The sequence below is a fragment of the Vibrio sp. OPT46 genome, assembly GCF_015163535.1.
Taxonomy (GTDB): Bacteria; Pseudomonadota; Gammaproteobacteria; order Enterobacterales; family Vibrionaceae; genus Vibrio; species Vibrio alginolyticus.
The window spans coordinates 1,983-26,670 of sequence record NZ_JADDYG010000443.1; the positions used below are offsets into that span (position 1 = coordinate 1,983).

Sequence of the window (24,688 nt, forward strand, 5' to 3'; positions counted from 1 at the left end):
GCGTCTGATTGAACGTTGTGATGTACCAGTATTCCACGATGATCAACATGGTACTGCTATTGTAACGGCAGCGGGTATGCTGAATGCAATCGAACTTCAAGGTAAGAAACTTGAAGATTCAACAATTGTTTGTCTTGGCGCTGGCGCTGCCGCTGTAGCGTGTATGGAGCTTCTGATCAAATGCGGCGCAATGCGCGAAAAAATCTACATGCTAGATCGCAAAGGTGTGATTCACACTCGTCGTGATGATCTTAATGAATATAAGCAGCTATTTGCGAACAATACAGATAAGCGCACACTAGAAGACGTGATTGAAGGTGCAGATCTGTTCCTAGGTGTATCTGGTCCAAACCTATTGCCAGCGGAAGCGTTGAAGTTGATGGCAGATAAGCCAATCGTATTCGCATGTTCTAACCCGGATCCTGAAATCAAGCCGGAACTTGCTCACGCAGTTCGTGATGACTTGATCATGGGTACTGGCCGTAGTGATTATCCTAACCAAGTTAACAACGTATTGTGTTTCCCATTCATTTTCCGCGGTGCTCTTGATGTGCGTGCAAGTGAAATCAATGATGAAATGAAACTTGCAGCCGTTGAGGCGATTCGTGAGCTAGCAAAAGAGCCTGTACCTGAAGCCGTATTGAAGGCTGCAGGTGTTGATAAGCTAGAGTTTGGTGCGGACTATATTATTCCAAAACCAATGGATTCACGCTTGCTACCACGTGTTGCAAAAGCGGTTGCTCAGGCGGCGGTTAATTCAGGTGTAGCTCGTATCGAGATGCCTGAAAACTACATGGCAGAGTAATATATCTTTCAGATGTGATACATAAAAAATGGGACGCTATTGCGTCCCATTTTTTATGTCATTCATTTGGCTCGAGGCAAGAGTTATTACCTGAAACCTCTTATCAGGCTTTTTTATTCTTCGTCGAATGACTCAAATTCGATGCCCATTTCCGTCATCAGCGCTTTTACTTCTGTTGGAATATCATCAGGACGGTCTTTACGAAGGTCTTCATCTGTCGGAAGTGGCTGACCTGTGTACGCGTGCAAAAATGCCTCGCATAGCAGTTCGCTATTGGTTGCATGGCGTAAGTTATTGATCTGACGGCGAGTACGCTCATCAGTTAGCACCTTTAAAACTTTTAGCGGGATAGAGACGGTAATTTTTTTTACTTGTTCGCTTTTTTTGCCGTGCTCTGCATATGGGCTAATGTATTCGCCATTCCAGTCAGCCATTGCACACCTTCATTTATGTAATCGGTTAAAAATAATTTAGGTGCTGATTTTAGCTGCATTTACCGCCATAAGCAAAGACATATAGACGTCTAGAAGTGTTGACGTCTCATTTTTTGACGAGTAAAGTGAACATAACAGCAAAGGAAGCGTGTTGATCACTTTATGTTACTCATTAGATATAGCGCATTCCTATTTAGAAGTCATTACCCGTGAAAGGATACACCCATGAGCACTCGCAAACCTGCGACCATTGCAGTACGCACTGGTATTGAATCAGACAGCCAATATCATGCTGTCGTTCCACCTATTTATCTTTCCACTAACTATGGTTTTCCTGCTTTTGGTGAAGTGCCCAAGTATGATTACACACGATCTGGTAATCCAAACCGCGGACTGTTGGAAAGTGCGCTATCTGAACTTGAGTCTGGAAAAGGAGCGGTTGTTACTAACTGCGGTACGTCGGCATTAAATTTATGGGTTTCCGCTTTTCTCGGCCCAGATGATCTCATTATTGCTCCTCACGATTGTTATGGCGGCACCTATCGTCTTTTTAATACTCGAGCTAGCAAAGGCGATTTTAAGGTTCAGTTTGTCGATCAATCAGACGAACAGGCTTTAGATGCTGCATTGGCACAAAAACCAAAACTCATTTTGCTAGAAACTCCGTCAAACCCTCTGGTTCGCGTAGTGGATATTGCAGCTACCTGTGAAAAAGCGAAACAAGTCGGCGCGTTAGTTGCGGTGGACAATACCTTTTTGACACCCGTGTACCAAAAACCTTTAGAGCTAGGTGCGGATTTTGTTATCCACTCCACAACAAAGTACATCAACGGTCATTCGGACGTAATTGGTGGGGTAATCATCACCAACACAGAAGCGCATGCAGAAGAGCTTGCATGGTGGGGCAATTGTATTGGTGCAACGGGCACACCTTTCGATAGTTACATGACACTGCGAGGTATTCGTACGCTTGGTGCTCGTATGAAAGTACATGAAGAGAGCTCACAGCAGGTACTGGCTTACCTACAGAAACAAGCGTTAGTTAAAACTATCTATCATCCAAGCCTGCCGGAACATCCAGGTCATGACATCGCTAAAAAGCAGCAAACGGGCTTTGGCTCTATGTTGAGTTTTGAGTTTGCTGGTTCGTTTGAGCAGTTAAAGGTGTTTGTGAAAGAGCTCCAACTGTTTTCATTAGCTGAATCATTAGGTGGTGTAGAAAGTTTGATTTGCCACCCGGCATCCATGACGCACCGTGCAATGGGTGAGGAGGCGCTGGCGGAGGCTGGGGTCTCTCATCAACTATTGCGTTTGTCTGTCGGTTTGGAAGATGCACAAGACCTCATCACAGATTTAGAACAAGCGTTCGCTAAAGCTACCCAGTAATAGGAGACGATAACAATGACTGTACAACGTCAGCTGCATAAGTTTGGTGGCAGTAGCTTAGCAAACCCAGAATGCTACTTACGCGTTGTGGGTATTCTCAAGGAGTATTCGACAGAAAATGATCTTGTGGTCGTCTCAGCCGCAGGAAAAACCACTAACCGCTTGATTGAGTTTTTGGAAGGGTTAAATAAAGATGGCCGAATTGCGCATGAAGCGCTTCAAAGCTTAAGACAGTTTCAAACTGAGCTAATAGAAAGCTTGTTGGAGAGTGAAGCAAAAGAAGAGCTGTTAGCTTTATTACATGATGAGTTCAGTACTCTCTCGGAGCTGACTGCACCACTCACTAATGCGCAAAAAGCCGCGGTACTGGGGCACGGAGAAGTATGGTCTGCTCGCCTATTGGCCGCGTTATTATCTCAACGTTCTATCCCTGCGGTTGCACAAGATGCACGAGCGTTTTTACGTGCAGAAGCGGGAACTCAACCAGAGGTTGATCGCGCTCGTTCATACCCTTTAATTAAAGAGATCCTCGCGCAGCATAACCATAAACGTGTGGTAATTACTGGCTTTATGGCTCAGAACGAGGCAGGAGAAACCATTCTACTTGGTCGTAACGGCTCTGACTATTCTGCAACGGTCATAGGCGCGCTTGCTGAAGTCAGTACTGTCACGATTTGGAGTGATGTTGCTGGTGTTTATAGTGCCGATCCACGTTTGGTGTCTGACGCTTGTTTATTACCGTTACTTCGATTGGATGAAGCCAGTGAACTTGCTCGCTTAGCTGCCCCAGTGCTACACAGTCGTACGCTTCAGCCTGTGGCGCAAAGTACCATGGACCTTAATCTCAAGTGTAGCTATCTGCCAGAGTCGGGTTCTACTCGTATTGAGCGTGTATTGGCATCTGGTCGTGGCGCTAAAATTATTACTTCACTGGATGATGTTTTATTGGTGCAGTTGTCTTTCATGCATGGGCACGACTTCGAAAAAACACAGAGTGATGTATTACAAGCGTTGCAGCGCGCGCAATTAGAGCCACTGGCATTTGAAGCTCAATCCGATCAGCACACGCTACGCTTGGCTTACACCGCAGAAATCGCCGGTGGTGCATTGAAACACTTGCAAGAGCTTGCGGTAGAGGCAGAAATTAAGCTAAAAGAAGGTTACTCGCTCTTAGCTGCGGTAGGTGCAGGCGTTACGAAAAACGCCAATCATTGCTTTGGCTTTTATCAGAAGCTAAAGCACTCTCCGGTAGAATTTATCTCTGAAACAGACTCAGGACTGAGCCTAGTCGCTGTTTTGCGCCGTACTGATACCGAGGCGTTGGTTCAAACGATTCATAGCCAGTTGTTCCAAGCGCAAAAACGCGTGGCAGTGGCTTTATGTGGCAAGGGTAATATTGGTTCTAGTTGGTTAAATTTATTTGCGACGCAAAAAAGTGAGCTCGAAAAACGTCATGGTATGAGCTTTGATCTTGTCGCGGTTGTGGATAGCCAAACCTATTGGTTCGATGAGCAAGGTATTGAGGCGGCGAGTGTTGCTGAACGATTTGATGATGAAAGCATAGCAAACAATGGGGATTGGCTGGCACGTTTGGGAGCACTTAAAAGCTATGATGAAGCCGTCGTGCTTGATGTTACCGCGAGTAAAGAGTTAGCTCAGCGCTACGTAGAAATCGCACAGCAAGGCATTCATTTGATTTCCGCTAACAAAGTGGCCGGTTCCGCAGATAGTCAGTACTACCATCAGGTTCAAGATGCATTCGCTAAAATTGGTCGTCATTGGCTATACAACGCAACGGTTGGTGCTGGGTTACCGATAAACCATACCGTGCGAGATCTTCGTGAAAGTGGGGATGAAATCGTCGCTCTATCGGGGATTTTCTCGGGGACGTTATCATGGCTGTTCCAACAGTTTGATGGTTCTGTGCCATTTAATGATTTAGTCGATCTTGCTTGGCAGCAAGGGTTAACCGAACCTGACCCTCGTTCTGATTTAGATGGCTCCGATGTAATGCGTAAGTTAGTCATCTTGGCTCGAGAATCGGGCCTAGATATAGAACCAGACAGCGTTAAAGTTGAGTCTTTGGTGCCAGAAGAATTAAGAGAACTGAGCTTAGATGATTTCTTCGATAATGGAGCATTGTTGAGTGAAATACTTCAAGAGCGTCTGACAAAAGCACAGAGAAACGATCAAGTGCTTCGCTATGTGGCGCGTTTAGAAAAAAATGGTAAAGCAACGGTGGGAGTCGAAGCGTTATCTCGTGAGCACGCGCTCGCCAACTTATTGCCATGCGATAACATTTTTGCCATAGAGAGCAAGTGGTACAAAGATAACCCTCTGGTCATTCGAGGACCAGGCGCAGGCAGAGAAGTGACAGCCGGCGCTATTCAATCCGACCTCAACCGATTGGCTGGTTTATTTTAAAGTTGCGATTGACCTAAAAACCCTGGAATTAATCCAGGGTTTTTTATTCCCCTATCAGTGCCATACTGAAGTCATAACCCGTGCAAAATGGTGAGATGATGCTCAAGTAGAAACTTGAACTATCTTCATTATTAACTTGAGAAAAATTCATAATTACAAGGTTGACATTAAATCGTATTCAATACATTCTGTAGACATATAGACGTCTAAACGTCGATTTTAAGGATTTGTTTTCGTGGCGGAGTGCCGCAGGGAGAGTAAGATGGGATATACGCACGCAGGCCATATCGACGCCTTGAACCAGAATATTGCTGAGTTATCAGATAACATCAATGTATCGTTTGAGTTTTTTCCGCCAAGCAGCGCTAAGATGGAAGAAACACTTTGGAATTCAGTGCACCGTCTTAAAACGCTTCAACCTAAATTTGTTTCTGTGACTTACGGTGCGAACTCCGGCGAGCGTGACAGAACACACTCCATCATTAAAGAAATTAAAGCAACAACCGGATTGGTTGCCGCTCCCCATCTCACTTGTATTGATGCGACTCGTGAAGAGTTGATTAATATTGCCGATGATTATTGGAACAATGGTATTGAAAATATCGTCGCTCTGCGTGGTGATATTCCTCCAGGTGGCGGTGCGCCTGATATGTATGCCTCGGATTTGGTTGAGCTGCTGAAATCACGCCACGATTTCGATATCTCCGTTGCTGCATTCCCTGAGGTTCACCCTGAAGCTAAAAGCGCTCAGTCTGACTTATTGAACCTAAAACGTAAGGTAGATGCAGGTGCAAACCGTGCTATTACTCAGTTCTTTTTTGACGTTGAGTCTTACCTGCGATTCCGTGACCGTTGTGTCGCAGCAGGAATTGACGTAGAAATTGTGCCAGGAATTTTGCCTGTATCGAACTTTAAGCAAGCTTCTCGCTTTGCGGCACAGAACAACGTGAAAGTACCAGGATGGATGAGCAAACAATTCGATGGTTTGGATGATGATCCGGTGACTCGCCAGCTTGTAGGAGCTAGCCAAGCTATTGATATGGTGCGTGTACTGAGTCGTGAAGGGGTTAAGGACTTTCACTTCTACACACTAAACCGTGCAGAGATGACTTACGCGTTATGCCATACGTTGGGTGTTCGTCCTCGCGCAGTAGTCGGTGCGTAAATCTGGTTTCAAAAAGATAAAAGGCTTGCCAAGTGGCAAGCCTTTTTCGTTTTATCAAAGCAAAAGGAGTTTAACCAATCACTTCAAGTTCAGTTAGAACTTCTTCTGCCCAAGTGATCCAAGTTTCACGTAACAGAAGGTTACGGCGAAGCGTTAGACGTTCTAGGCGAGCTTGTTTATCTAAAGTTGACGGCGTTGCGTAGTAAGCCGCTTCAATTTCTTTGTAGTGAGAAACCAGTTTGCGAGACTCTTCAACTAGCTCGGCGAGTTGGTCACGGAATGGAGCTGCAGGTTGAACGGCACATGCCATCAATTTCGCTGAAAACTCATCACGAACTGTTGGGTGTGCAGTTGGTTGATCAAACCACTCTCCTAAAGCGCTGCGACCAGCGTCTGTAATGGAGTAAACCTTGCGGTCTGGTTTGCCTTCTTGGGGTTCTAATACGCAAGTAACCAGTTCTTTCTCAGCCATTTTGTTGAGTTCACGGTACACCTGTTGGTGGCTTGCTTTCCAGAAGTAACCGATGCTAGCAGAGAATTCTTTAGTGATATCGTAACCGGTTGCGTCGCGAGTGCTAAGAACAGTTAAGATTACGTGTGGTAATGACATGTCTTCAATCCAAATGGTCAATAAACTTGTAAACAAGCTACTTATACTTTCAGCTGCGCTCTTACTGGCACTTGAGTTTTTTAATGTATAAGTAGCACCAACAATGTTGGTCCTGTCACCTTAAAGCCGTTTATCACCTAGAGAGATGGGGAGTCCCATCAAGGCTGGAGCAGGTATGATTGGATTTATGAGCTCTCAGCAGGCAAGTAGTATATAAATAATAAGCATGAAGTGGAATAGTAGGACAAAATTACCCTAAAAAACTAACATAATAATCAATAGTGTTAACTTGTGGTTTTTTATTCTTTTATTTTGGTATTTTTTGGGTCTCTAGTGGTGTATTTAACTGCTTTTGTTTTGTTGCGATTATCCTGTGATAAAAAAAAGCTGAGCATTTGCCCAGCTTTTTATTAAAAATGAAACGATTAGCCTGTGTTGCGCATACCAGCAGCAATACCAGCAATCGTCACCATCAACGCTTCTTCCAAGTTTGCAGAAGCTTCTTCGGTTTGACGCGTGCGGTATAGTAGCTCTGCTTGTAGCATATTCAATGGCTCAACGTAGATATTGCGTAAGCGAATCGACTCGAGTCCCCAAGGGTCATGCTGCATCAAGTTTTCATTGTTCTCTACATTCAGTACCGCTTTGATGTCTTCTTGAAGCTGAGCACGAAGCTTTTCACCGAGTGGACGGAGCGACTCATCCACCAATCGCTCATCGTAGTAGCGAGAGATATCAATATTACACTTCGAGTACACCATTTCCAGCATGCCGAGACGAGTTGAGAAAAATGGCCATTCGCGGCACATCTCTTCGAGCAATGCTTGGTGGCCTTTATCGATCGAGTATTGAATCGCTTCACCTGCGCCTAGCCATGCAGGAAGTACCAAACGGTTTTGACTCCATGAGAAGATCCACGGGATTGCACGTAAGCTTTCTACTCCGCCCTTAGGGTTGCGTTTTGCAGGACGAGAACCAAGTGGCAACTTGCCGAGTTCGAGTTCTGGTGTTGCTTGGCGGAAGTAAGGCACGAAATCTGGCTCGCCACGAACCACATTTCGGTAAGACTCACAGCTTACTTCTGATAGCACTTCCATCAAGTCGCGCCATTCTTGTTTTGGCTCTGGTGGCGGTAACAAGTTGGCCTCCAGAATCGCACTTGCGTATAGGTTAAAGCTGTTTACTGCGACATCTGGGAGCCCCAGTTTAAAGCGGATCATCTCGCCTTGTTCTGTTACACGTAAACCGCCTTTCAAGCTTTTTGGTGGTTGCGACAAAAGCGCAGCATGCGCAGGTGCACCACCGCGACCGACTGTGCCCCCACGACCATGGAATAGAGTTAGCTCAACGCCTTCTTCCTCAGCCACTTTAACTAACGATTCCATCGCATGATACTGAGCCCAACCAGCAGACATAACACCTGCATCTTTCGCTGAGTCAGAGTAACCAATCATGACCATCTGGTGGTTTTGGATAAAACCACGGTAAAGGTCAATCCCCATAAGCTGCTTGATGACCGATTCTGCGTTGTTCAAATCGTCTAGCGTTTCGAACAGAGGACACACATCCATGCGGTAAGGGCAACCCGCTTCTTGTAGCAGTAGATGAACGGCTAGTACGTCAGAGGCGGTACGTGCCATTGAAATAACGTAAGCGCCAAACGCTTCACGCGGTTGTGCTGCAACAATCTTGCAGGTATCCAAAACCTCTTTGACGGGTTCAGACGGTTCCCAATCACGAGGGAGAAGCGGACGTTTAGATGCAAGCTCGTTAGTTAGAAAAGCAATCTTATCTTGCTCACTCCATTGTTCGTAATCACCAATACCTAAGTAGCGAGTTAGTTCAGACAAGACGTCTGAGTGACGCGTGCTCTCTTGGCGGATATCAAGACGTACAAGATGGATACCAAATGCTTTTACGCGGCGTAGTGTATCCAGTAGTGAGCCGTTGGCTATTACACCCATGCCACATTCGTTTAGTGACTGGTAGCAGGCATACAGCGGTTCCCAAAGTTGCTCGACTTTTTGCAGTGGTGCTTTAACAGCCAGCTTTTGACCGTGGATCTTAGCATCGAGAATATCTTTGGTTTCATTGAGCAGAGTGCGTAATTGCTTCAGGATCGCACGGTATGGTTCGTGCTGATCTTCGCCAGCAAGTTCACGGACTTGATCGTTTGAAACTGTCATAGACAGCTCGCTGATCAACTCGTTGATGTCATTGAGATAAAGATCGGCGGCTTTCCAACGAGACAATAGTAAGACTTCACGCGTAACGTTGTGAGTAACAAACGGGTTACCGTCACGGTCACCGCCCATCCAAGAGGAGAAGTGCACTGGGCGAGCATCAATGGGTAAACCTTCTCCAAGGTAAGATTTTAGACGGTCATTCATCTCACGTAGGAAGTCCGGTACTGCTTCCCATAGAGAGTTTTCAACGACCGCAAAGCCCCACTTTGCTTCATCCAACGGAGTAGGGCGTTGTTGTCGAATCACGTCTGAATGCCAGCCTTGGGCAATCAGTTGCTCTAGGCGGCGTTCGGTTTTTCTGCGCTCTTTAGAAGAAAGATCGCTTAGCTCCAACTTTGATAAGCACTCGTTTATCTTGACCAGTTTGTTGATCATCGTGCGGCGCGTAATTTCTGTTGGGTGAGCCGTCAATACCAATTCAATATTCAGATCACGAACCGCTTGGGCAGTGTCCAGTTTGCTCACATCGTTTTGTACCAGTTTAGAAAACAGCGAGTTAATCGCGTCTGGTTCGCAAATGTGCTCTTCACAATGGCGTGAAATCGTGTGGTATTGCTCAGCGATATTGGTGAGGTTTAGAAATTGGTTAAACGCGCGAGTAACGGGCGTTAGCTGCTCATCAGGTAGATGTTTGATTTCTTCGATCAAGCTGTCCCTGTCTGCTTGATTCCCTGCTTGAGCTGATTTGGATAATTTACGAATGGTTTCCACTTTCTCGAAGATTTCTTCGCCATGGGCATCGCGAATGGTGTTACCCAATAAGTGGCCTAACATGCGCACATTACTTTTGAGTGCGGCGTATTTCTCGTTCATTGTCGTCCTGCCTCGTAAAAAAACTACATCCATTGTCCTTGTTAAGACTCCAATCTAGCGAAAAGCACCAGTTATAGTCAAATAAAGCAGACTAAGTTTGCAATTATTCCGCTGTCTCCTGATTTAGAGCAAATTTACGGCAGCCATAGAGTAAAAAGTGAAAATTAATTACAAAATAACAAGTTAAATAAGTGTTAAGACTAGCGCTAAATTGTGAAGATAAAAAGATGCAGCTCAATCGAGCTGCACAGACTTTGAGCTTAAACGCGTATTAACAGCAGTACTTGACCATCGCCTTTGAAAGCACATCAATTGTGGGGGCGATAAAGTCGAAGGATAGAAACTCATCCGGTTGATGGGCTTGGTCGATTGACCCAGGGCCGAGCACCAAGGTTGGACACAACTGCTGTAGAAATGGTGCTTCAGTACAGTAGTTCACGGTTTCTGAACTAGTTTGGCAAATCTCTTCAACACCACCAATAAATGGGTGGTCATGTTGGCATTCGTAACCCGGAATAGGCTCATGCAATGGAATAATCTCCAGTCTCCCTGGCCATTTCGCTTCGACTTCTTTTAATGCTCCGCGCAACATGTTCTCTAAACCATCAAGGCTAATGCCAGGAAGAGGACGCACGTCGTAATGCAGCTCACAGCAACCACAAATACGGTTAGCGCTGTCACCACCGTGAATGTGTCCAAGGTTTAGGGTAGGGCTTGGAATGGCAAAACCCGGATGGTGATATTCTTTAATCAATTTGTCACGCAGTTGCATCATGGCGAACATGACTTCATGCATGATCTCAATAGCGTTAACGCCAAGCGCTGGGTCCGATGAATGACCGGACTTGCCTGTTACGCGAATGGCATTTGCCACATGCCCTTTATGACCTCGAATTGGCACAAGGCTGGTGGGTTCACCAATGATGCAGTAATCCGGCTTAAATGGGGCGTTTGCTGTGAAATGTCGCGCGCCCAACATGGTGGTCTCTTCGTCACAAGTGGCTAATACGTAAAGTGGTTTGCTCTGCTTGCTCCAATCGACTTTCTTCACTGCTTCATAAATAAAGGCGAAAAAGCCTTTCATGTCTGCTGTGCCTAAACCGTAGAAGCGGTTGTCTTTTTCCGTCAGTTTATGCGGATCAAAATTCCATCGCCCTTGATCGAATGGCACGGTATCGCTATGGCCAGCAAGTAAAAGGCCACCTTCACCCTCACCCATACGTGCGATCATATTGTGCTTGCCTGGCTCGACTTCGATCACTTCAACGCTAAAACCCAGATCTTTAAACCAAGATGCGAGTTTTTCGATGACTTTTGCATTGCCCTGATCCCAGCTCGGATCCGTGGAGCTGATAGAAGAGGTGCTGATGAGTCCTTCATAGACCTCTAGAAAAGTTGGTAATTGCATGGATTCTTCAAATCTCCTGTTGACAGACAGACCACAAAAATGTAAAACACATATTAAATCATATTTGATGAATAAAAAATCAAAATAAAGCAAAAATTAAATATGAATAGTCATTTGAGCCTTTAAGTATATGGATGTCACACAATGCTAAAAACCACGATTATTGGAGCCAGCGGTTACACCGGCGCAGAGTTAGCGTTAATGGTTAATAAACACCCACAACTCACGCTATCAGGTTTATACGTTTCCGCCAACAGTGTTGATGCGGGAAAGAGCATCGCGCAGCTGCACGGTAAGCTAGCGGGCATCATTGATATGCCAGTTTTACCACTAACGGATCCACTGCAAATCGCTCAAGAATCGGACGTGGTGTTTTTGGCAACGGCTCACGAAGTCAGCCATGATTTAGCCCCAACTTTCTTGGAGGCAGGCTGTCAGGTATTCGATTTATCGGGTGCATTCCGTGTGAAAAGTGAAGGCTTTTACGACACTTTTTATGGCTTCGAACATCAACATAACAACTGGCTAGATAAAGCAGCATACGGCTTAGCAGAGTGGAACCAAGAATCAATAAAAACCACTCCTTTGATTGCAGTAGCAGGTTGCTACCCAACCGCTTCACAGCTTGCAATCAAACCTTTATTAGAACATGCGTTGCTCGATACCAACCAATGGCCAGTGATCAACGCAACCAGTGGTGTATCAGGTGCAGGGCGTAAAGCCTCCATGGTTAACAGCTTCTGTGAAGTGAGCTTGCAACCTTATGGTGTATTTAACCATCGTCACCAGCCAGAGATTGCTCAGCACTTGGGTTGCGATGTGATTTTTACTCCGCACCTCGGCAACTTTAAACGCGGCATTCTTGCCACTATCACCATGAAGCTTGCGCAAGGTGTGACAGAAGCACAAGTGGCACAGGCGTTTGAACAAGCTTATCAAGGCAAGCCTGCGGTGCGTCTTAAAGGCGACGGTATTCCACGTATTCAGGATGTCGAAAATACCCCTTTCTGTGATATCGGCTGGAAGGTACAAGGCGAACACATCATTGTGATTTCAGCTATCGACAACCTACTTAAAGGTGCATCGAGTCAAGCGATGCAATGTCTCAATATTCATTACGGTTACCCAGAACTGACAGCGTTGCTGTAGTCGTTGAAAGAGGGAAATGCGATGACGCAAACCAATCAAGCTCCTTTAGTCATTAAGCTAGGTGGTGCAGCTCTATCATGCACTCAAACCTTAAGCCAACTTTTTGGCGCCATTGCGGCTTACCAAAAATCGGCACAGCGACAAATCGCCATCGTTCATGGCGGTGGCTACCTAGTTGATGAGTTGATGGCAAAGCTTCAGCTTGAAACCGTTAAGAAAAACGGTTTACGCGTAACGCCTTACGATCAAATTCCTGTGATTGCAGGCGCGCTTGCAGGCACTGCGAATAAGTTACTTCAAGGTCAAGCGATTGCGGACGGTCTTAACGCTGTGGGCCTTAGCCTTGCGGATGGTGGTTTGTGTCTTGTTGAAGAACTTGACCCAGAACTCGGCGCGGTAGGCAAAGCATCACCGGGTGACTCAGCACTATTACAAGCGGTGCTAAACACAGGTGCACTGCCGATCATCAGTTCAATTGGTTTAACCAAAGATGGCCAGATGATGAATGTGAATGCTGATCAAGCAGCAGTCGCGGTTGCGGGCGCATTAGATGCGGAGTTAGTCCTGTTATCAGACGTGAGTGGTGTATTAGATGGAAAAGGCCATTTGATCAAAACCCTGTCAGAGCAGCAAGCTAACTCGTTGATCGATGGACATGTGATCACCGATGGCATGATCGTCAAAGTTAAAGCTGCTTTGGAGGCCGCCAATGATCTTGGCCGTCCAATTGAAGTCGCGACCTGGCGTTACCCAGAAAAATTAGCACAGTTATTCGCTGGTGAAAGTATTGGTACTCAATTCTTGCCTCAATAAGCATCAGCAAAAGAATTCAATATTAGGAAGTCGTAGTTGGCACTGACCGCCGAGCGCAGCGCCAGTTAAGTTTGGAGAAAAAACATGAGCAAAGTGAACGTAAATAAAGTGGTAGTCGCATACTCAGGCGGTCTAGATACTTCAGTAATTATCCCGTGGCTAAAAGAGAACTACGACTGTGAAGTAGTGGCTTTCGTTGCCGATGTTGGTCAAGGTGCCGAAGAGCTAGAAGGCATTGAAGCGAAAGCAAAAGCCTCTGGTGCTTCTGAGTGTTACATCGCGGACTTGAAAGAAGAAATGGTCGCAGACTACATTTACCCAACGCTAAAAACCGGCGCGTACTACGAAGGTAAGTACCTGCTAGGTACATCAATGGCGCGTCCAATCATTGCCAAAGCGCAGGTTGAAGTGGCACGTAAAGTGGGCGCGGACGCTCTGTGTCATGGCTGTACAGGTAAAGGTAACGACCAAGTACGTTTTGAAGGCGCATTCGCAGCACTAGCACCGGACTTACAAGTGATTGCACCTTGGCGTGAGTGGGACCTAGTGAGCCGTGAAGAGTGTTTGGATTACCTAGCTGAGCGTAATATTCCTTGCTCTGCGTCTCTTACTAAGATCTATTCACGTGATGCAAACGCATGGCACATTTCGACGGAAGGCGGCGTTTTAGAAGATACGTGGAACGCACCAAACGAAGACTGCTGGGTGTGGACTGTCGACCCAGAGCAAGCGCCAAATGAAGCGGAATACGTCACGCTGAAAGTAGAAAAAGGTGAAGTGGTCGAAGTTGATGGTGAAGTGATGACACCATATAACGCACTGGTTTACCTAAACGAGAAGGGCGCTAAGCACGGTGTTGGCCGTATCGATATCGTGGAAAACCGTCTTGTTGGGATGAAGTCTCGTGGTTGTTATGAAACACCGGGAGGCACCATCATGATGGAAGCGCTGCGTGCTGTAGAGCAGCTTGTGCTAGACAAATCATCATTCGAATTCCGTGAGGAGCTAGGTCTAAAAGCGTCTCACCTTGTATACGATGGCCGTTGGTTTACGCCACTATGTAAATCGATCCTTGCCGCTTCAGAAGAGCTAGCGCAAGACGTTAACGGTGAAGTGGTTGTTAAGCTCTACAAAGGTCAAGCGACAGTGACGCAAAAACGTTCTGACAACAGCTTGTATTCAGAAGAGTTCGCGACTTTTGGTGAAGATGAAGTTTACGACCAAAGCCATGCAGGTGGGTTCATCCGTCTTTACTCGCTATCAAGCCGTATTCGTGCATTGAACAGCCAGAAGAAATAATCCCTTAACATCCATCTTGGATTGAATAAAGACCCGCCATTTATAGGCGGGTCTTTTGGTTTCTAAAAGCGGGTACCTAAATTTGTCTTGAATATATATGTAAAAATATTGAATTTATACTTTATTTTTTATCGAAATTGCCGTAACGTTGACCCATAAGAAAAAGTGAGCAAATGACCATCAAATTGGTTACTACTCATTCGAGAACGTTAGAGTAAGCAATAGTCATCAGGAGAGACGCAATGGCATTATGGGGCGGAAGATTTACCCAAGCGGCAGACACCAGATTTAAAGAGTTCAATGATTCGTTGCGTTTTGACTACCGATTGGCTGAGCAAGACATCGTAGGTTCAATCGCATGGTCTAAAGCTCTGCTTTCTGTTGATGTGCTATCGGCAGAAGAACAGCAAAAACTGGAACTTTCTTTAAATGAGCTGAAGTTAGAAGTGATGGAAGACCCTCACCAAATTCTTCGCTCTGATGCAGAAGATATCCACTCTTGGGTTGAACAGCAGCTAATCAGTAAAGTGGGAGATTTAGGTAAAAAACTCCACACTGGGCGTTCTCGGAATGACCAAGTCGCCACAGACTTGAAACTTTGGTGTCGTCAGCAAGGTCAGCAATTATTGATTGCTTTAGATCGCCTACAAGCACAAATGGTCCATGTTGCTAAACAGCACCAAGGCACCGTATTGCCAGGCTATACTCATCTTCAGCGTGCTCAACCTGTAACCTTTGCTCACTGGTGCTTGGCTTATGTTGAAATGTTCGAGCGTGACTACTCTCGTCTGAATGATGCCTTACAGCGTCTCGACACTTGTCCACTTGGCTCGGGTGCGTTAGCGGGAACGGCTTATCCGATTGATCGCGAACAATTAGCACATAATCTCGGTTTCCACCGTGCTACGCGTAATTCACTCGATTCGGTTTCAGATCGTGATCATGTGATGGAACTGATGTCGGTGGCGTCGATTTCTATGCTGCACCTTTCTCGTCTTGCAGAAGATATGATCTTCTACAATTCAGGCGAGTCAAACTTCATTGAGTTAGCGGATACGGTGACATCTGGTTCGTCATTAATGCCACAGAAGAAAAACCCAGATGCACTTGAGTTGATCCGTGGTAAGACAGGGCGTGTCTATGGCGCATTATCGAGCATGATGATGACAGTTAAAGCTTTGCCATTGGCGTACAACAAAGACATGCAGGAAGATAAAGAAGGGTTGTTTGACGCTTTAGATACATGGAACGACTGCATGGAAATGGCAGCTCTGTGTTTTGACGGTATTAAAGTGAATGGCGAGCGCACACTAGAAGCGGCGAAACAAGGTTACGCAAACTCGACGGAGTTAGCTGATTACCTAGTGGCGAAAGGCATCCCATTCCGTGAAGCTCACCACATCGTCGGTGTCGCGGTCGTTGGTGCTATTGCTAAAGGTTGTGCGCTAGAAGAGCTGTCTATCGAAGAGTTAAAAGCCTTCTCAGAAGTCATTGAAGCGGATGTGTATGACATTCTGACTATCGATTCGTGTTTGGAAAAGCGTTGTGCTTTGGGGGGGGTTTCGCCTCACCAGGTCGCTTACGCGGTAGAACAAGCGGATAAGCGCCTGAGCCAGCGTGACAGCTCGGCGGTGAAAGTGCGTCCTGCACGTTTGACGGACATTGAAACGTTGGAAGGTATGGTTGCTTACTGGGCGAACCTTGGTGAGAATCTTCCGCGCTCTCGTAATGAGCTCGTGAGAGATATTGGCTCTTTCGCGGTGGCTGAGCATCATGGTGAAGTGACGGGTTGCGCTTCTCTATATGTGTATGACTCAGGGTTGGCTGAAATACGCTCTCTTGGTATCGAAGCGGGCTGGCAAGGCCAAGGGCAGGGCAGTGCGATTGTGAACTATTTGGTTGAGAAAGCGCGCCAGATGGCGATCAAGAAAGTCTTTGTTCTAACGCGAACGCCTGAGTTCTTTATGAAGCAAAGCTTTTTACCGACATCGAAGTCATTACTGCCGGAGAAAGTTCTGAAAGATTGCGATCAGTGCCCACGTCAACATGCATGTGATGAGGTAGCGCTTGAGATCAATTTAATGGAGCAAGTGATCCAAAAAACGCATGTGGCATGAACTGAAGTTGTGGAGTGATTTTATTAGCATTCAATGACATAGTCATTTTCCTGTTTACTTACATCAGTATTCGCTAAAAAAATCGAAAAAATTTGGAACCTTTGAGAGGAAGCCCGGTCTATTAAAGTACCACTGCTTTTTCTTAGAAGAATCTAAGAGAGCCCCAGAACTGACATTGGTTTTGGGGCTTTTTTCTATCTGTCACTTTTCTCTTTTTTATTCGCCTTTTTTTGTCCCCGTCGACGCTGCCAAGGCAAGATGACAAAACGCATCCATAAGTGTAAAAACAACAAAACGTTGAAAGCGAAGCCGGCAAAGATCAAAGCGATCGACTCGATGCTTTGTGGATCATCTTTGAGCGTAAACCACCATACAATCCAACACAGTACAGAAAGTACCGTCAATTGATCCAAGCATCGTTGGCAACGTCCAAGTTTTTTCCAAAACCAATGTTCTTCGCAGCGGCGACAAGTCATAGTGTTTTCCAAACCATTAGTGTTGCTTCAGATTATATATCTAACTAAATGGTGGAAAGCGTTTCTTACACGGGCTTAGATCGCCATGACACAACCAAAAATGGAAAGTTAGCTTTGTAAAAGCTTTGTGGCACGTAATTGATGTATGGTGCGCTGTCAGTCTTTAACAGGAAATATAATGATGTCGACAGAGTTGAAACTTGCGCTGAGTATCGCTGGTGGGTTCTTTATGATCGGTGTTGTCGCGATTTGTATGGTCAGCCGCTATGCAATGATGGCAGCGTAAGAGAGATTTCATTGCACCGAAGTAGTAAAGCAAAGCCTCGTTGATGACGAGGCTTTGCTTTATATTTAGATAGAAGCCTGAAAGCGTTAGCAGCCAGGGCCGCAGTCAAGACAATGTTTCACCATTTCTGGCCCTAAGTGTAGTTTTGCATTCAAATCACGTAGAGCGGTGCGGACGCCTTCTTCAATCACTGGGTGATAGAAGGGCATATCTAACATCTCAGAAATCGTCATCCTATTTTGGTGCGCCCATGCTAAAAGGTGAGCAAGATGCTCTGCATTCGGGCCCATCATTTCTGCACCTAAAAAACGTCCAGTGCCTTGCTCTCCGTAGACATGCAGAATGCCTTTATTACGAAGCATGACGCGCGAACGTCCTTGATTTTCAAACGAGACTTCACCGGTTGCGAAACATCCACATGTGCCTAGACGTGTTTCTAGTTGTTTATATGTTTCGCCAACCATAGCAATTTGAGGGTCGGAGAACACGGCTGAAATTGGTGAGCGACGCAGACCCGCACGAATATCTGGGAAACGGCCTGCGTTGTCTCCAGCAATACGGCCTTGGTCAGCGGCTTCGTGCAGCAGTGGAATTTGGTTACTTGCATCACCTGCGATGAAGATGCTCTCTACCGAAGTTTGCAATGTATAGTGATCCGCCGTTGGTACGCCACGTTCATCGAGCGCCACATTGGTGTTCTCGATCGTCAGCTTATCTACGTTTGGACGACGACCCGTTGCAGCCAATACGTAATCGACAACGAAAGTTTCTAATTCGCCATCATGGTTGATGAATTGGATTTCGACCTTGTCTTCGCCGTCATTGTCTGACGAAGCAATGCGTTTCATGCTTTCGACTTTTACATCTGCATCAAGGTAGAACTCTTCCTTAAAGGCTTTATCTGCATACGCCATCACCTCTGGGTCTGTCAGTGGGCCCACTTGTCCTCCAATGCCAAAGAGCTTCACGTTTACTCCTAGGCGGTGTAAAGCCTGACCCAATTCAAGGCCGATGACTCCTGGGCCAAATACTGCCACGGACTCTGGTAAGTCATCCCAGTCAAATACATCATCGTTAATCACTAGGCGATCACCCAGTTCATTCCAAGCTGCCGGATATGCTGGACGAGATCCTGTCGCAATAACAATGCGCTGTGCGGTGACCTGAGTATGATCATCTATGATGAGAGTGTGGTCACCGGCAAACTTCGCGTAGCCCGATAGTTTGTCTTCAGCGGGAATATCATCGACACTTTCAAGCACAAAGCCAACAAAACGATCGCGTTCGCGCTTTACACGATCCATAACTTCTCGTCCGTTAATTAGTACTTCACCTTGCGGGTGTATCCCAAATCCAGGTGCTTTTTCGATTTGATGAACACTTTCTGCTGCCGCAATTAACAGCTTAGACGGCATGCATCCGACACGAGCACAGGTTGTTCCGTAGGGACCGCCCTCAATCATTACCACGCTGTTGGTATGAGCTTTTGCTGCTCGATAAGCACCAAGACCAGCCGTCCCGCCACCAATAATCGCTACGTCGACATTAACTTGTTTCATCGTGAACTCTCGCTTTTGTTTTAAGCCAAGCTAGCTACATTGAGCTTGGAGAGTGAATTGGATAGTTGAATCTGGATAAGTAGTCACCTTATTGGCAGATGACTACTTATCTAGACTAGTAGAAGAAGTGGTTTAGGGTTGGCCTCCGAGCCAAAAGGCACCGGAGACCGAGGGTGTAGGCTATGGACAGCTTAGCCTAGATACGCTTCTAGCTCTTCGCTACCGCCGATGTGCTTGCCACCGATAAAAACTTGTGGAACAGTCGTGCGACCAGATATAGCTCGTAGACTAACTGTTGTTGCGTCTTTACCCAGAATCACTTCTTCATATTGAAGACCGTGGTCAATCAGATTTTGTTTCGCTTTCATACAGAAAGGGCAGCCTGGTTTAGTGAACACAGTGATGGATTCTTGCGTTTTGTAGTCAGGCGCTATGTAGTTCAGCATCGTATCTGCGTCTGACACCTTGAATGGGTCGCCTGGTTCGTTTGGCTCAATGAACATTTTTTCCACTACGCCATCTTTTACTAGCATGCTGTAACGCCATGAACGTTTGCCAAAGCCGATGTCGTTTTTATCCACTAACATACCCATGCCATCGGTGAATTCACCATTACCATCCGGGATGAAGGTAATGTTTTCTGCTTCTTGGTCTTGTTTCCATGCATTCATCACGAACGTATCATTGACCGAGACACAAATAATCTCATCCACTCCGTGCTCTTTAAATACAGGGAACAATTCGTTGTAACGAGGTAGATGGCTTGATGAACAGGTTGGAGTAAATGCACCCGGTAAGCTAAATACGATAACGGTCTTACCTTTAAATAGCTCATCGGTCGTTACATTCACCCAAGAGTCACCTTGACGAACTGGAAAAGTAACTTGAGGGACTTGTTGACCTTCTTTAGATACAAACATAATGATTTCCTTTAACTATTTTAAATTATGCGTATAGAGCTTAGCGTTTTTCGTCGCTCTGTTTCGTTTTGTTGAGCCCATTATTGTAAAAATCCTTTGATAGCTCTAATCGTTTGGTGTTATGGTTTTGATAGGTATTAGCTATTGTTAAAGAAGCGAAGCGTGAAGTATGAATATTCGAGATTTTGAGTACTTAGTTGCACTTGCGGAACATAAGCACTTTCGCAAAGCGGCAGAGGCATGTTTTGTTAGCCAGCCAACATTGAGTGGGCAAATTCGTAAACTAGAGGACGAACTCGGGACCACGCTTTTAGAGCGAAGCAGCCGACGTGTTTTGTTTACCGATTCAGGGTTACAGCTGGTGGAGCAGGCTAAGCGCATCTTAAGTGAAGTGAAAACCTTCAGAGATATGGCAAGCGGTCAAAGCGGAGCCATGACTGGACCGATGCATATTGGTTTCATCCCGACGGTTGGGCCTTATCTACTACCCAAAATTCTGCCGCAGATAAAAGAAGCATTTCCTGAGCTGGAGCTATTTCTGCACGAAGCTCAAACACATCAATTAGTGCGTCAATTGGAAGAAGGCAAACTAGATTGCTTAGTTTTAGCTTCGGTTGATGAAACTGCGCCATTTAAAGAGATCGAAGTGTATCAAGAGCCATTAAGTGTCGCAGTGCCATGTGACCACGAGTGGGCCTCTCTCGACCATGTTGATATGTTGGAGCTGAATGGTAAAACCGTTTTAGCGTTGGGAGACGGCCACTGTCTGAGAGATCAAGCGTTAGGTTTTTGTTTTGCCGCTGGTGCAAAAGACGATGAGCGTTTTAAAGCCACCAGCTTGGAGACGTTACGCAATATGGTTGCTGCCGGTGCGGGGATTACGTTATTGCCTCAGCTTTCTATCCCTAATGAGAAGCAAAAAGATGGCGTATGCTACGTACCAGCTGTTAACCCAACACCCTCGCGTAATATCGTTCTCGTATATCGTCCGGGCTCACCATTACGAGCTAGGTTTGAAGCTTTAGCAGCGAAGATTAAAGAGGTGTTGGCTTCTTATCCATCATTGAATGCTGCAGCATAAGAAGCAGACATAAAAAAGGGAGAGCTTGATGCTCTCCCTTGTGCTTTTGTGATTTAGAACAGTTCTTCTGCGCCAGAGCCTGAAGAATAAATACTATCTTCTAAACGGTCGCCAGCGTATTCGGTAGGCTCCGTGCCTTTTTCAAAGTATTCGAACATTGATGTGCTATCTACTTTGTGCGTTAGCATACCGCTGTTGCGATCAATACGAACTCGAATAATATCCTCTGGAATATTTTTACCTTGCTCCGGCGTCCCTTCTAGCGCAACACGCATGAAGTCAATCCAAGCAGGCTCTGCGGTTTTCGCACCCGACTCGGCACCAGAAATTTGGCCTTGCCCTAGGTTGCTGTTAACAGTGGTGCGGCCAAGTGCACGTGAATGATCATCAAAGCCAACCCAAGCTATCGCAACGACACCAGGTCCATAGCCATTGTACCAAGCATCCTTGGAATCATTCGTTGTACCCGTTTTACCCCCGATATCACGACGACCAAGTTTTTGCGCGCGCCAGCCTGTACCATTCCAACCTGTGCCTTCACGCCAGTTACCGCCACCCCAAATGTTGCTGTACATCATCTCACGCATTAAGAATGCATTCTGTTCAGAGATAACTTGCGGTGCATATTGAGGTTCATCATTTTCAAGGGCATTGTCTGTTGCTAGGCCATCAATTGCGACGTCTTGTTCGCCAAATTCATCAGCGTAGCGATTTTCTGGCTGCTCGCTCATTTGCGGACAATCCTTATGACAAACACTCTTTGGATTGGCTTTAAACAGTACTTCACCGAATGCATCTTCCACGCGTTCTACATAGAATGGTTCAACGTAATAACCACCGTTCGCAAACACAGAGTAACCTTGTGCCACTTTCATTGGTGTTAAGCTGCCAGCTCCGAGTGCGATGGTCTCTGAGCGTGGTACTTGGTTAATATCAAAACCGAAACGAGTAAGGTACTGACGTGTCTCCTCGAGGCCAACTTCACGGAGTGTACGCACTGCCATGACGTTTTTTGATTGAGCTAAGCCGAGGCGAAGACGCGTTGGACCACCATAAGTCGGTGGTGAGTTTTTTGGTCGCCAAGCTGAACCAGAACCTGCATCCCACTTGTTAATCGGCGCATCGTTAATCAAAGTGGCTAGAGTCAGCCCTTTGTCAATTGCTGCCGAGTAGATGAAAGGCTTGATACTTGAACCAACCTGACGCACTGACATGGTTGCACGGTTAAACTTGCTGTGAACAAAGTTGAAACCACCAACCAGCGACAATATCGCGCCATTTTCTGGGTTCATCGCAACAAACGCGGTGTTTGCTGTCGGCACTTGGCTCAGTTTCCAGCTCAGTGTTGTGTTGTCATCTTCATCGGTTTCACTTACTTCGCGAACCCAAACTTGTTGACCTGTCGCTAGCACATCATGCGCTGACTTTGGTGTTGAGCCTTGGCGGTTATCGGTAATGTACTTACGCGCCCAGTGCATTCCAGTCCAAGGGATGGTTTGCTCTTCATGGTTCTTAACCCATACTTGCGCCGTCTTATCATCGACTTTCGTCACAACCGCAGGGTAAAGGTCACCATAAGTTGGCTGTTTCTTCAGGTGCTTTTCTATTTGCTCATTGCCCCAGGCTGCTTCCCCTTCTTTCCAAAGCACACTTTCTGCACCACGGTAGCCATGACGTTCATCGTATGACAAGAGGTTATTTACCGCAGACGTATTTGCAGCATCTTGCAGTTTAGAATCCACAGTCATGTAGATATTCAAGCCAGAGGTGTAAGCTTCTTCTTCACCGTACTCTTTTACTGCCCATGCACGAGCCAACTCTGCTACGTAAGGCGCTGAAAGCTCAATTTCAGCGCTATGATAACGCGCCACAATAGGTTCATTGCGTGCTTCGTCATACTGCTCTTGTGTAATGTATTTCTCATCAAGCATTCGCATTAATACAACGTTACGGCGTTTTGTTGCGCGCTCAAGAGAGTAAATTGGGTTCATGGTTGATGGCGCTTTTGGCATACCAGCGAGTGTTGCAATCTCACTTAACGTCAATTCATCAAGGCTCTTACCAAAATACACTTGAGCGGCAGCACCAAAGCCATATGAGCGGTAACCAAGGAAGATTTTATTGACATAAAGCTCCATGATTTCTTGCTTACTTAAAAGCTGCTCAATATGGATAGCAATAAAAATCTCTTTAATCTTACGCATGATCTTCTTCTCATTAGATAAGAAGAAGTTACGAGCTAGCTGTTGCGTAATCGTACTTGCACCCTGTTTAGCCGAGCCTGAAACCGCAACAACAACAGCTGCACGAGTGATGCCGATAGGGTCGATACCAGGATGCTCGTAGAAACGGCTATCTTCGGTTGCGATGAGCGCGTGAATTAAGTCTTGAGGAATTTCGTCATAAGTAACAGGAATACGACGCTTTTCACCGAACTGTGCGATCAGCTTCCCGTCTTGACTAAACACCTTCATAGGTGTTTGTAATTCAACGTCTTTTAGAGTTGCAACATCTGGCAATTCAGGCTTCACATACTGATAGAAGCCAAATATTGTGGTGACTCCAAGAATTATGCAAATCAATGTTAAAAATAATAAACGCTTTATGAACTTCACCGGAGAATCCCTGATTGGTTGAGGCTGTGTAACGGCAAACCCTTGTACTCTTAGGTCAAAAATTTAGCACATAAGAGATATTAACTCTTATTTGGATGCTAATAACAACCTTTGCACGAAGAAATTTCGGAGCGAGAGTAAGAGATGGATAAGCTAATCGTTACCGGCATCGATATAGGCCATAACAGCCTCAAAGCCGTAGTACTTAAACCCACAGGCAACAATTACGCTCTGTTGGGTTACAAAGAAATATTACTAAAGGAAGGTATTGTCGCTGAAAATAACACCATAAATCATCAAGAAATTGTAAAGACCCTCAAGCAGATAAAAAAAGAACTGCCTTTTGGTGCTAAAAAAGTTGCGATCTCAGTTCCTGATAACTCGGTAATTAGCAAGAAACTGCAAATAGAACAAAATCTTGAAGAGAGTGAAGTTGAGTTTGCAGTGATACAAGCCTTTTCTCATCAATCGCCATTCCCTGTCGAAGAGCTGAGTTTAGACTTCGTTCGTCTTCGCGCTGAGGGCGGGCAGAGTGGCAGTGATAGCTATCAAGTGTTTGCGACAAGAAAAGATGTGGTAGAAGGCCGAGTCGATGCATTACAAAAGTCCGGACTAAAACCTGTTTTAGTGGACGTGCATTCGCAAAGCCTTGGTCATATCTGGAAGCTCACCGCCGATCGCTTTCCTGACAAAAACAAATACTGCTTACTCGATATTGGCACCTTATCGAGCTCCTTCACCATGTTTACCGAACAAGGTGAACTGTTTCACAAAGAGTTTGCTTACGGCACACGCGGAGCAAACAGCGCTTCTCTAGTCGATTTTCTGTCCGATGATGCTCAGGAGAAAACAGAGCTGTTTAACCGTCAAATCATAGAGCGAGTAAAGCGCCAGATGCAGCTCTATACCTCAATCAATGGCTCACAAAACATCAAGGGTATCTGGTTATCAGGGGAGGGGGCCTCCACTCCCATGCTCGCAGAGGAGTTGTCTCAACAATTGTCGTTAGAGTGTGAATTGCTAAATCCGCTAGGGCTATTTGAGATGAAGGTGTCTAAGCGTAAGCGTCGTGCTGTGGATTG

The 24,688-nt window shown here is 45.9% G+C and carries 18 protein-coding genes; 10 read left to right on the forward strand and 8 right to left on the reverse strand.

The window, feature by feature from the left end; all coding sequences use genetic code 11:
- Positions 1 to 805: malic enzyme-like NAD(P)-binding protein (locus IQR33_RS19020; protein ID WP_322631786.1), on the forward strand; the 805-nt coding region annotated here is incomplete at its 5' end.
- Positions 806 to 918: 113 nt separating this feature from the next.
- Here IQR33_RS19020 and metJ read toward each other — a convergent pair.
- Positions 919 to 1,239, reverse strand: a complete 321-nt coding sequence (gene metJ, locus IQR33_RS19025) for a met regulon transcriptional regulator MetJ (RefSeq protein WP_005381353.1) — start codon at positions 1,237 to 1,239, stop codon at positions 919 to 921.
- Positions 1,240 to 1,464: 225 nt separating this feature from the next.
- Here metJ and IQR33_RS19030 point away from each other — a divergent pair, with 225 nt between their 5' ends.
- The 3 genes from IQR33_RS19030 (at position 1,465) to metF (ending at position 6,214) form a co-directional block, all read left to right on the forward strand.
- Positions 1,465 to 2,625, forward strand: a complete 1,161-nt coding sequence (locus IQR33_RS19030; RefSeq protein WP_017821741.1) for an O-succinylhomoserine (thiol)-lyase — start codon at positions 1,465 to 1,467, stop codon at positions 2,623 to 2,625.
- Positions 2,626 to 2,640: 15 nt separating this feature from the next.
- Positions 2,641 to 5,049 (forward strand): bifunctional aspartate kinase/homoserine dehydrogenase II, encoded by a 2,409-nt coding sequence (locus IQR33_RS19035; RefSeq protein WP_017633523.1) that lies wholly within the window; start codon positions 2,641 to 2,643, stop codon positions 5,047 to 5,049.
- Positions 5,050 to 5,311: 262 nt separating this feature from the next.
- Positions 5,312 to 6,214: a methylenetetrahydrofolate reductase gene (metF, locus tag IQR33_RS19040; RefSeq protein WP_005381345.1), complete on the forward strand. Its 903-nt coding sequence runs from the start codon at positions 5,312 to 5,314 to the stop codon at positions 6,212 to 6,214.
- Between the two features lie 70 nt (positions 6,215 to 6,284).
- On the opposite strand, the gene IQR33_RS19045 is transcribed toward metF, so the two are convergent.
- The 3 genes from IQR33_RS19045 to argE form a co-directional block, all read right to left on the reverse strand.
- A complete protein-coding gene (locus tag IQR33_RS19045; protein ID WP_005382791.1) occupies positions 6,285 to 6,824 on the reverse strand; it encodes a PadR family transcriptional regulator in 540 nt (179 codons plus the stop codon).
- 425 nt (positions 6,825 to 7,249) lie between these two features.
- On the reverse strand, positions 7,250 to 9,883 hold the full coding sequence (ppc, locus tag IQR33_RS19050; RefSeq protein WP_005381336.1) for a phosphoenolpyruvate carboxylase: 2,634 nt from the start codon (positions 9,881 to 9,883) through the stop codon (positions 7,250 to 7,252).
- A gap of 271 nt (positions 9,884 to 10,154) precedes the next feature.
- Complete coding sequence (gene argE, locus IQR33_RS19055) at positions 10,155 to 11,291, reverse strand: acetylornithine deacetylase (protein ID WP_054577261.1); 1,137 nt, start codon at positions 11,289 to 11,291, stop codon at positions 10,155 to 10,157.
- A gap of 144 nt (positions 11,292 to 11,435) precedes the next feature.
- On the opposite strand from argE, the gene argC reads away from it, so the two are divergent.
- The 4 genes from argC to argH all read left to right on the forward strand — a co-directional run bounded on the left by argC (position 11,436) and on the right by argH (position 16,669).
- Complete coding sequence (gene argC / locus IQR33_RS19060) at positions 11,436 to 12,440, forward strand: N-acetyl-gamma-glutamyl-phosphate reductase (RefSeq protein WP_005382790.1); 1,005 nt, start codon at positions 11,436 to 11,438, stop codon at positions 12,438 to 12,440.
- Between the two features lie 21 nt (positions 12,441 to 12,461).
- On the forward strand, positions 12,462 to 13,253 hold the full coding sequence (gene argB, locus IQR33_RS19065; protein ID WP_005381333.1) for an acetylglutamate kinase: 792 nt from the start codon (positions 12,462 to 12,464) through the stop codon (positions 13,251 to 13,253).
- Between the two features lie 84 nt (positions 13,254 to 13,337).
- Positions 13,338 to 14,552, forward strand: coding sequence for an argininosuccinate synthase (locus IQR33_RS19070; RefSeq protein ID WP_005381332.1), 1,215 nt, complete (start codon positions 13,338 to 13,340; stop codon positions 14,550 to 14,552).
- 242 nt (positions 14,553 to 14,794) lie between these two features.
- Positions 14,795 to 16,669, forward strand: coding sequence for an argininosuccinate lyase (gene argH / locus IQR33_RS19075; protein WP_193837155.1), 1,875 nt, complete (start codon positions 14,795 to 14,797; stop codon positions 16,667 to 16,669).
- Between the two features lie 194 nt (positions 16,670 to 16,863).
- On the opposite strand, the gene IQR33_RS19080 is transcribed toward argH, so the two are convergent.
- The 3 genes from IQR33_RS19080 to IQR33_RS19090 all read right to left on the reverse strand — a co-directional run bounded on the left by IQR33_RS19080 (position 16,864) and on the right by IQR33_RS19090 (position 19,910).
- A complete protein-coding gene (locus IQR33_RS19080) occupies positions 16,864 to 17,145 on the reverse strand; it encodes a DUF3624 domain-containing protein (RefSeq protein WP_017633527.1) in 282 nt (93 codons plus the stop codon).
- A gap of 372 nt (positions 17,146 to 17,517) precedes the next feature.
- Positions 17,518 to 18,990 (reverse strand): dihydrolipoyl dehydrogenase, encoded by a 1,473-nt coding sequence (locus tag IQR33_RS19085; RefSeq protein WP_086047069.1) that lies wholly within the window; start codon positions 18,988 to 18,990, stop codon positions 17,518 to 17,520.
- Positions 18,991 to 19,181: 191 nt separating this feature from the next.
- Positions 19,182 to 19,910 carry a redoxin family protein gene (locus tag IQR33_RS19090; protein ID WP_005382781.1) on the reverse strand — a complete coding sequence of 243 codons (729 nt, stop codon included), beginning with the start codon at positions 19,908 to 19,910 and terminating at the stop codon, positions 19,182 to 19,184.
- 169 nt (positions 19,911 to 20,079) lie between these two features.
- Between IQR33_RS19090 and oxyR the strand changes: the two genes are divergently transcribed.
- The gene (oxyR, locus tag IQR33_RS19095; RefSeq protein WP_005381326.1) at positions 20,080 to 20,991 is read left to right on the forward strand and encodes a DNA-binding transcriptional regulator OxyR; all 912 of its coding nucleotides are present in this window, start codon (positions 20,080 to 20,082) and stop codon (positions 20,989 to 20,991) included.
- Between the two features lie 53 nt (positions 20,992 to 21,044).
- Here oxyR and IQR33_RS19100 read toward each other — a convergent pair whose 3' ends face one another.
- Positions 21,045 to 23,606 (reverse strand): penicillin-binding protein 1A, encoded by a 2,562-nt coding sequence (locus IQR33_RS19100; RefSeq protein WP_025768081.1) that lies wholly within the window; start codon positions 23,604 to 23,606, stop codon positions 21,045 to 21,047.
- Between the two features lie 144 nt (positions 23,607 to 23,750).
- Between IQR33_RS19100 and pilM the strand changes: the two genes are divergently transcribed.
- The coding region (pilM, locus tag IQR33_RS19105) for a type IV pilus biogenesis protein PilM (RefSeq protein ID WP_193843933.1) at positions 23,751 to 24,688 on the forward strand (938 nt) is incomplete at its 3' end.

Excerpts from the sequence above, each read along its gene's own strand:
- IQR33_RS19085 (WP_086047069.1), bottom strand. The coding sequence starts at position 18,990 with ATGAAACAAGTTAATGTCGACGTAGCGATTATTGGTGGCGGGACGGCT.
- argH (WP_193837155.1), top strand. The coding sequence starts at position 14,795 with ATGGCATTATGGGGCGGAAGATTTACCCAAGCGGCAGACACCAGATTT.
- oxyR (WP_005381326.1), top strand. The coding sequence starts at position 20,080 with ATGAATATTCGAGATTTTGAGTACTTAGTTGCACTTGCGGAACATAAG.
- IQR33_RS19080 (WP_017633527.1), bottom strand. The coding sequence starts at position 17,145 with ATGACTTGTCGCCGCTGCGAAGAACATTGGTTTTGGAAAAAACTTGGA.
- IQR33_RS19090 (WP_005382781.1), bottom strand. The coding sequence starts at position 19,910 with ATGTTTGTATCTAAAGAAGGTCAACAAGTCCCTCAAGTTACTTTTCCA.
- IQR33_RS19070 (WP_005381332.1), top strand. The coding sequence starts at position 13,338 with ATGAGCAAAGTGAACGTAAATAAAGTGGTAGTCGCATACTCAGGCGGT.
- IQR33_RS19045 (WP_005382791.1), bottom strand. The coding sequence starts at position 6,824 with ATGTCATTACCACACGTAATCTTAACTGTTCTTAGCACTCGCGACGCA.
- IQR33_RS19035 (WP_017633523.1), top strand. The coding sequence starts at position 2,641 with ATGACTGTACAACGTCAGCTGCATAAGTTTGGTGGCAGTAGCTTAGCA.
- argE (WP_054577261.1), bottom strand. The coding sequence starts at position 11,291 with ATGCAATTACCAACTTTTCTAGAGGTCTATGAAGGACTCATCAGCACC.
- argC (WP_005382790.1), top strand. The coding sequence starts at position 11,436 with ATGCTAAAAACCACGATTATTGGAGCCAGCGGTTACACCGGCGCAGAG.
- IQR33_RS19030 (WP_017821741.1), top strand. The coding sequence starts at position 1,465 with ATGAGCACTCGCAAACCTGCGACCATTGCAGTACGCACTGGTATTGAA.
- metF (WP_005381345.1), top strand. The coding sequence starts at position 5,312 with ATGGGATATACGCACGCAGGCCATATCGACGCCTTGAACCAGAATATT.
- ppc (WP_005381336.1), bottom strand. The coding sequence starts at position 9,883 with ATGAACGAGAAATACGCCGCACTCAAAAGTAATGTGCGCATGTTAGGC.
- metJ (WP_005381353.1), bottom strand. The coding sequence starts at position 1,239 with ATGGCTGACTGGAATGGCGAATACATTAGCCCATATGCAGAGCACGGC.
- argB (WP_005381333.1), top strand. The coding sequence starts at position 12,462 with ATGACGCAAACCAATCAAGCTCCTTTAGTCATTAAGCTAGGTGGTGCA.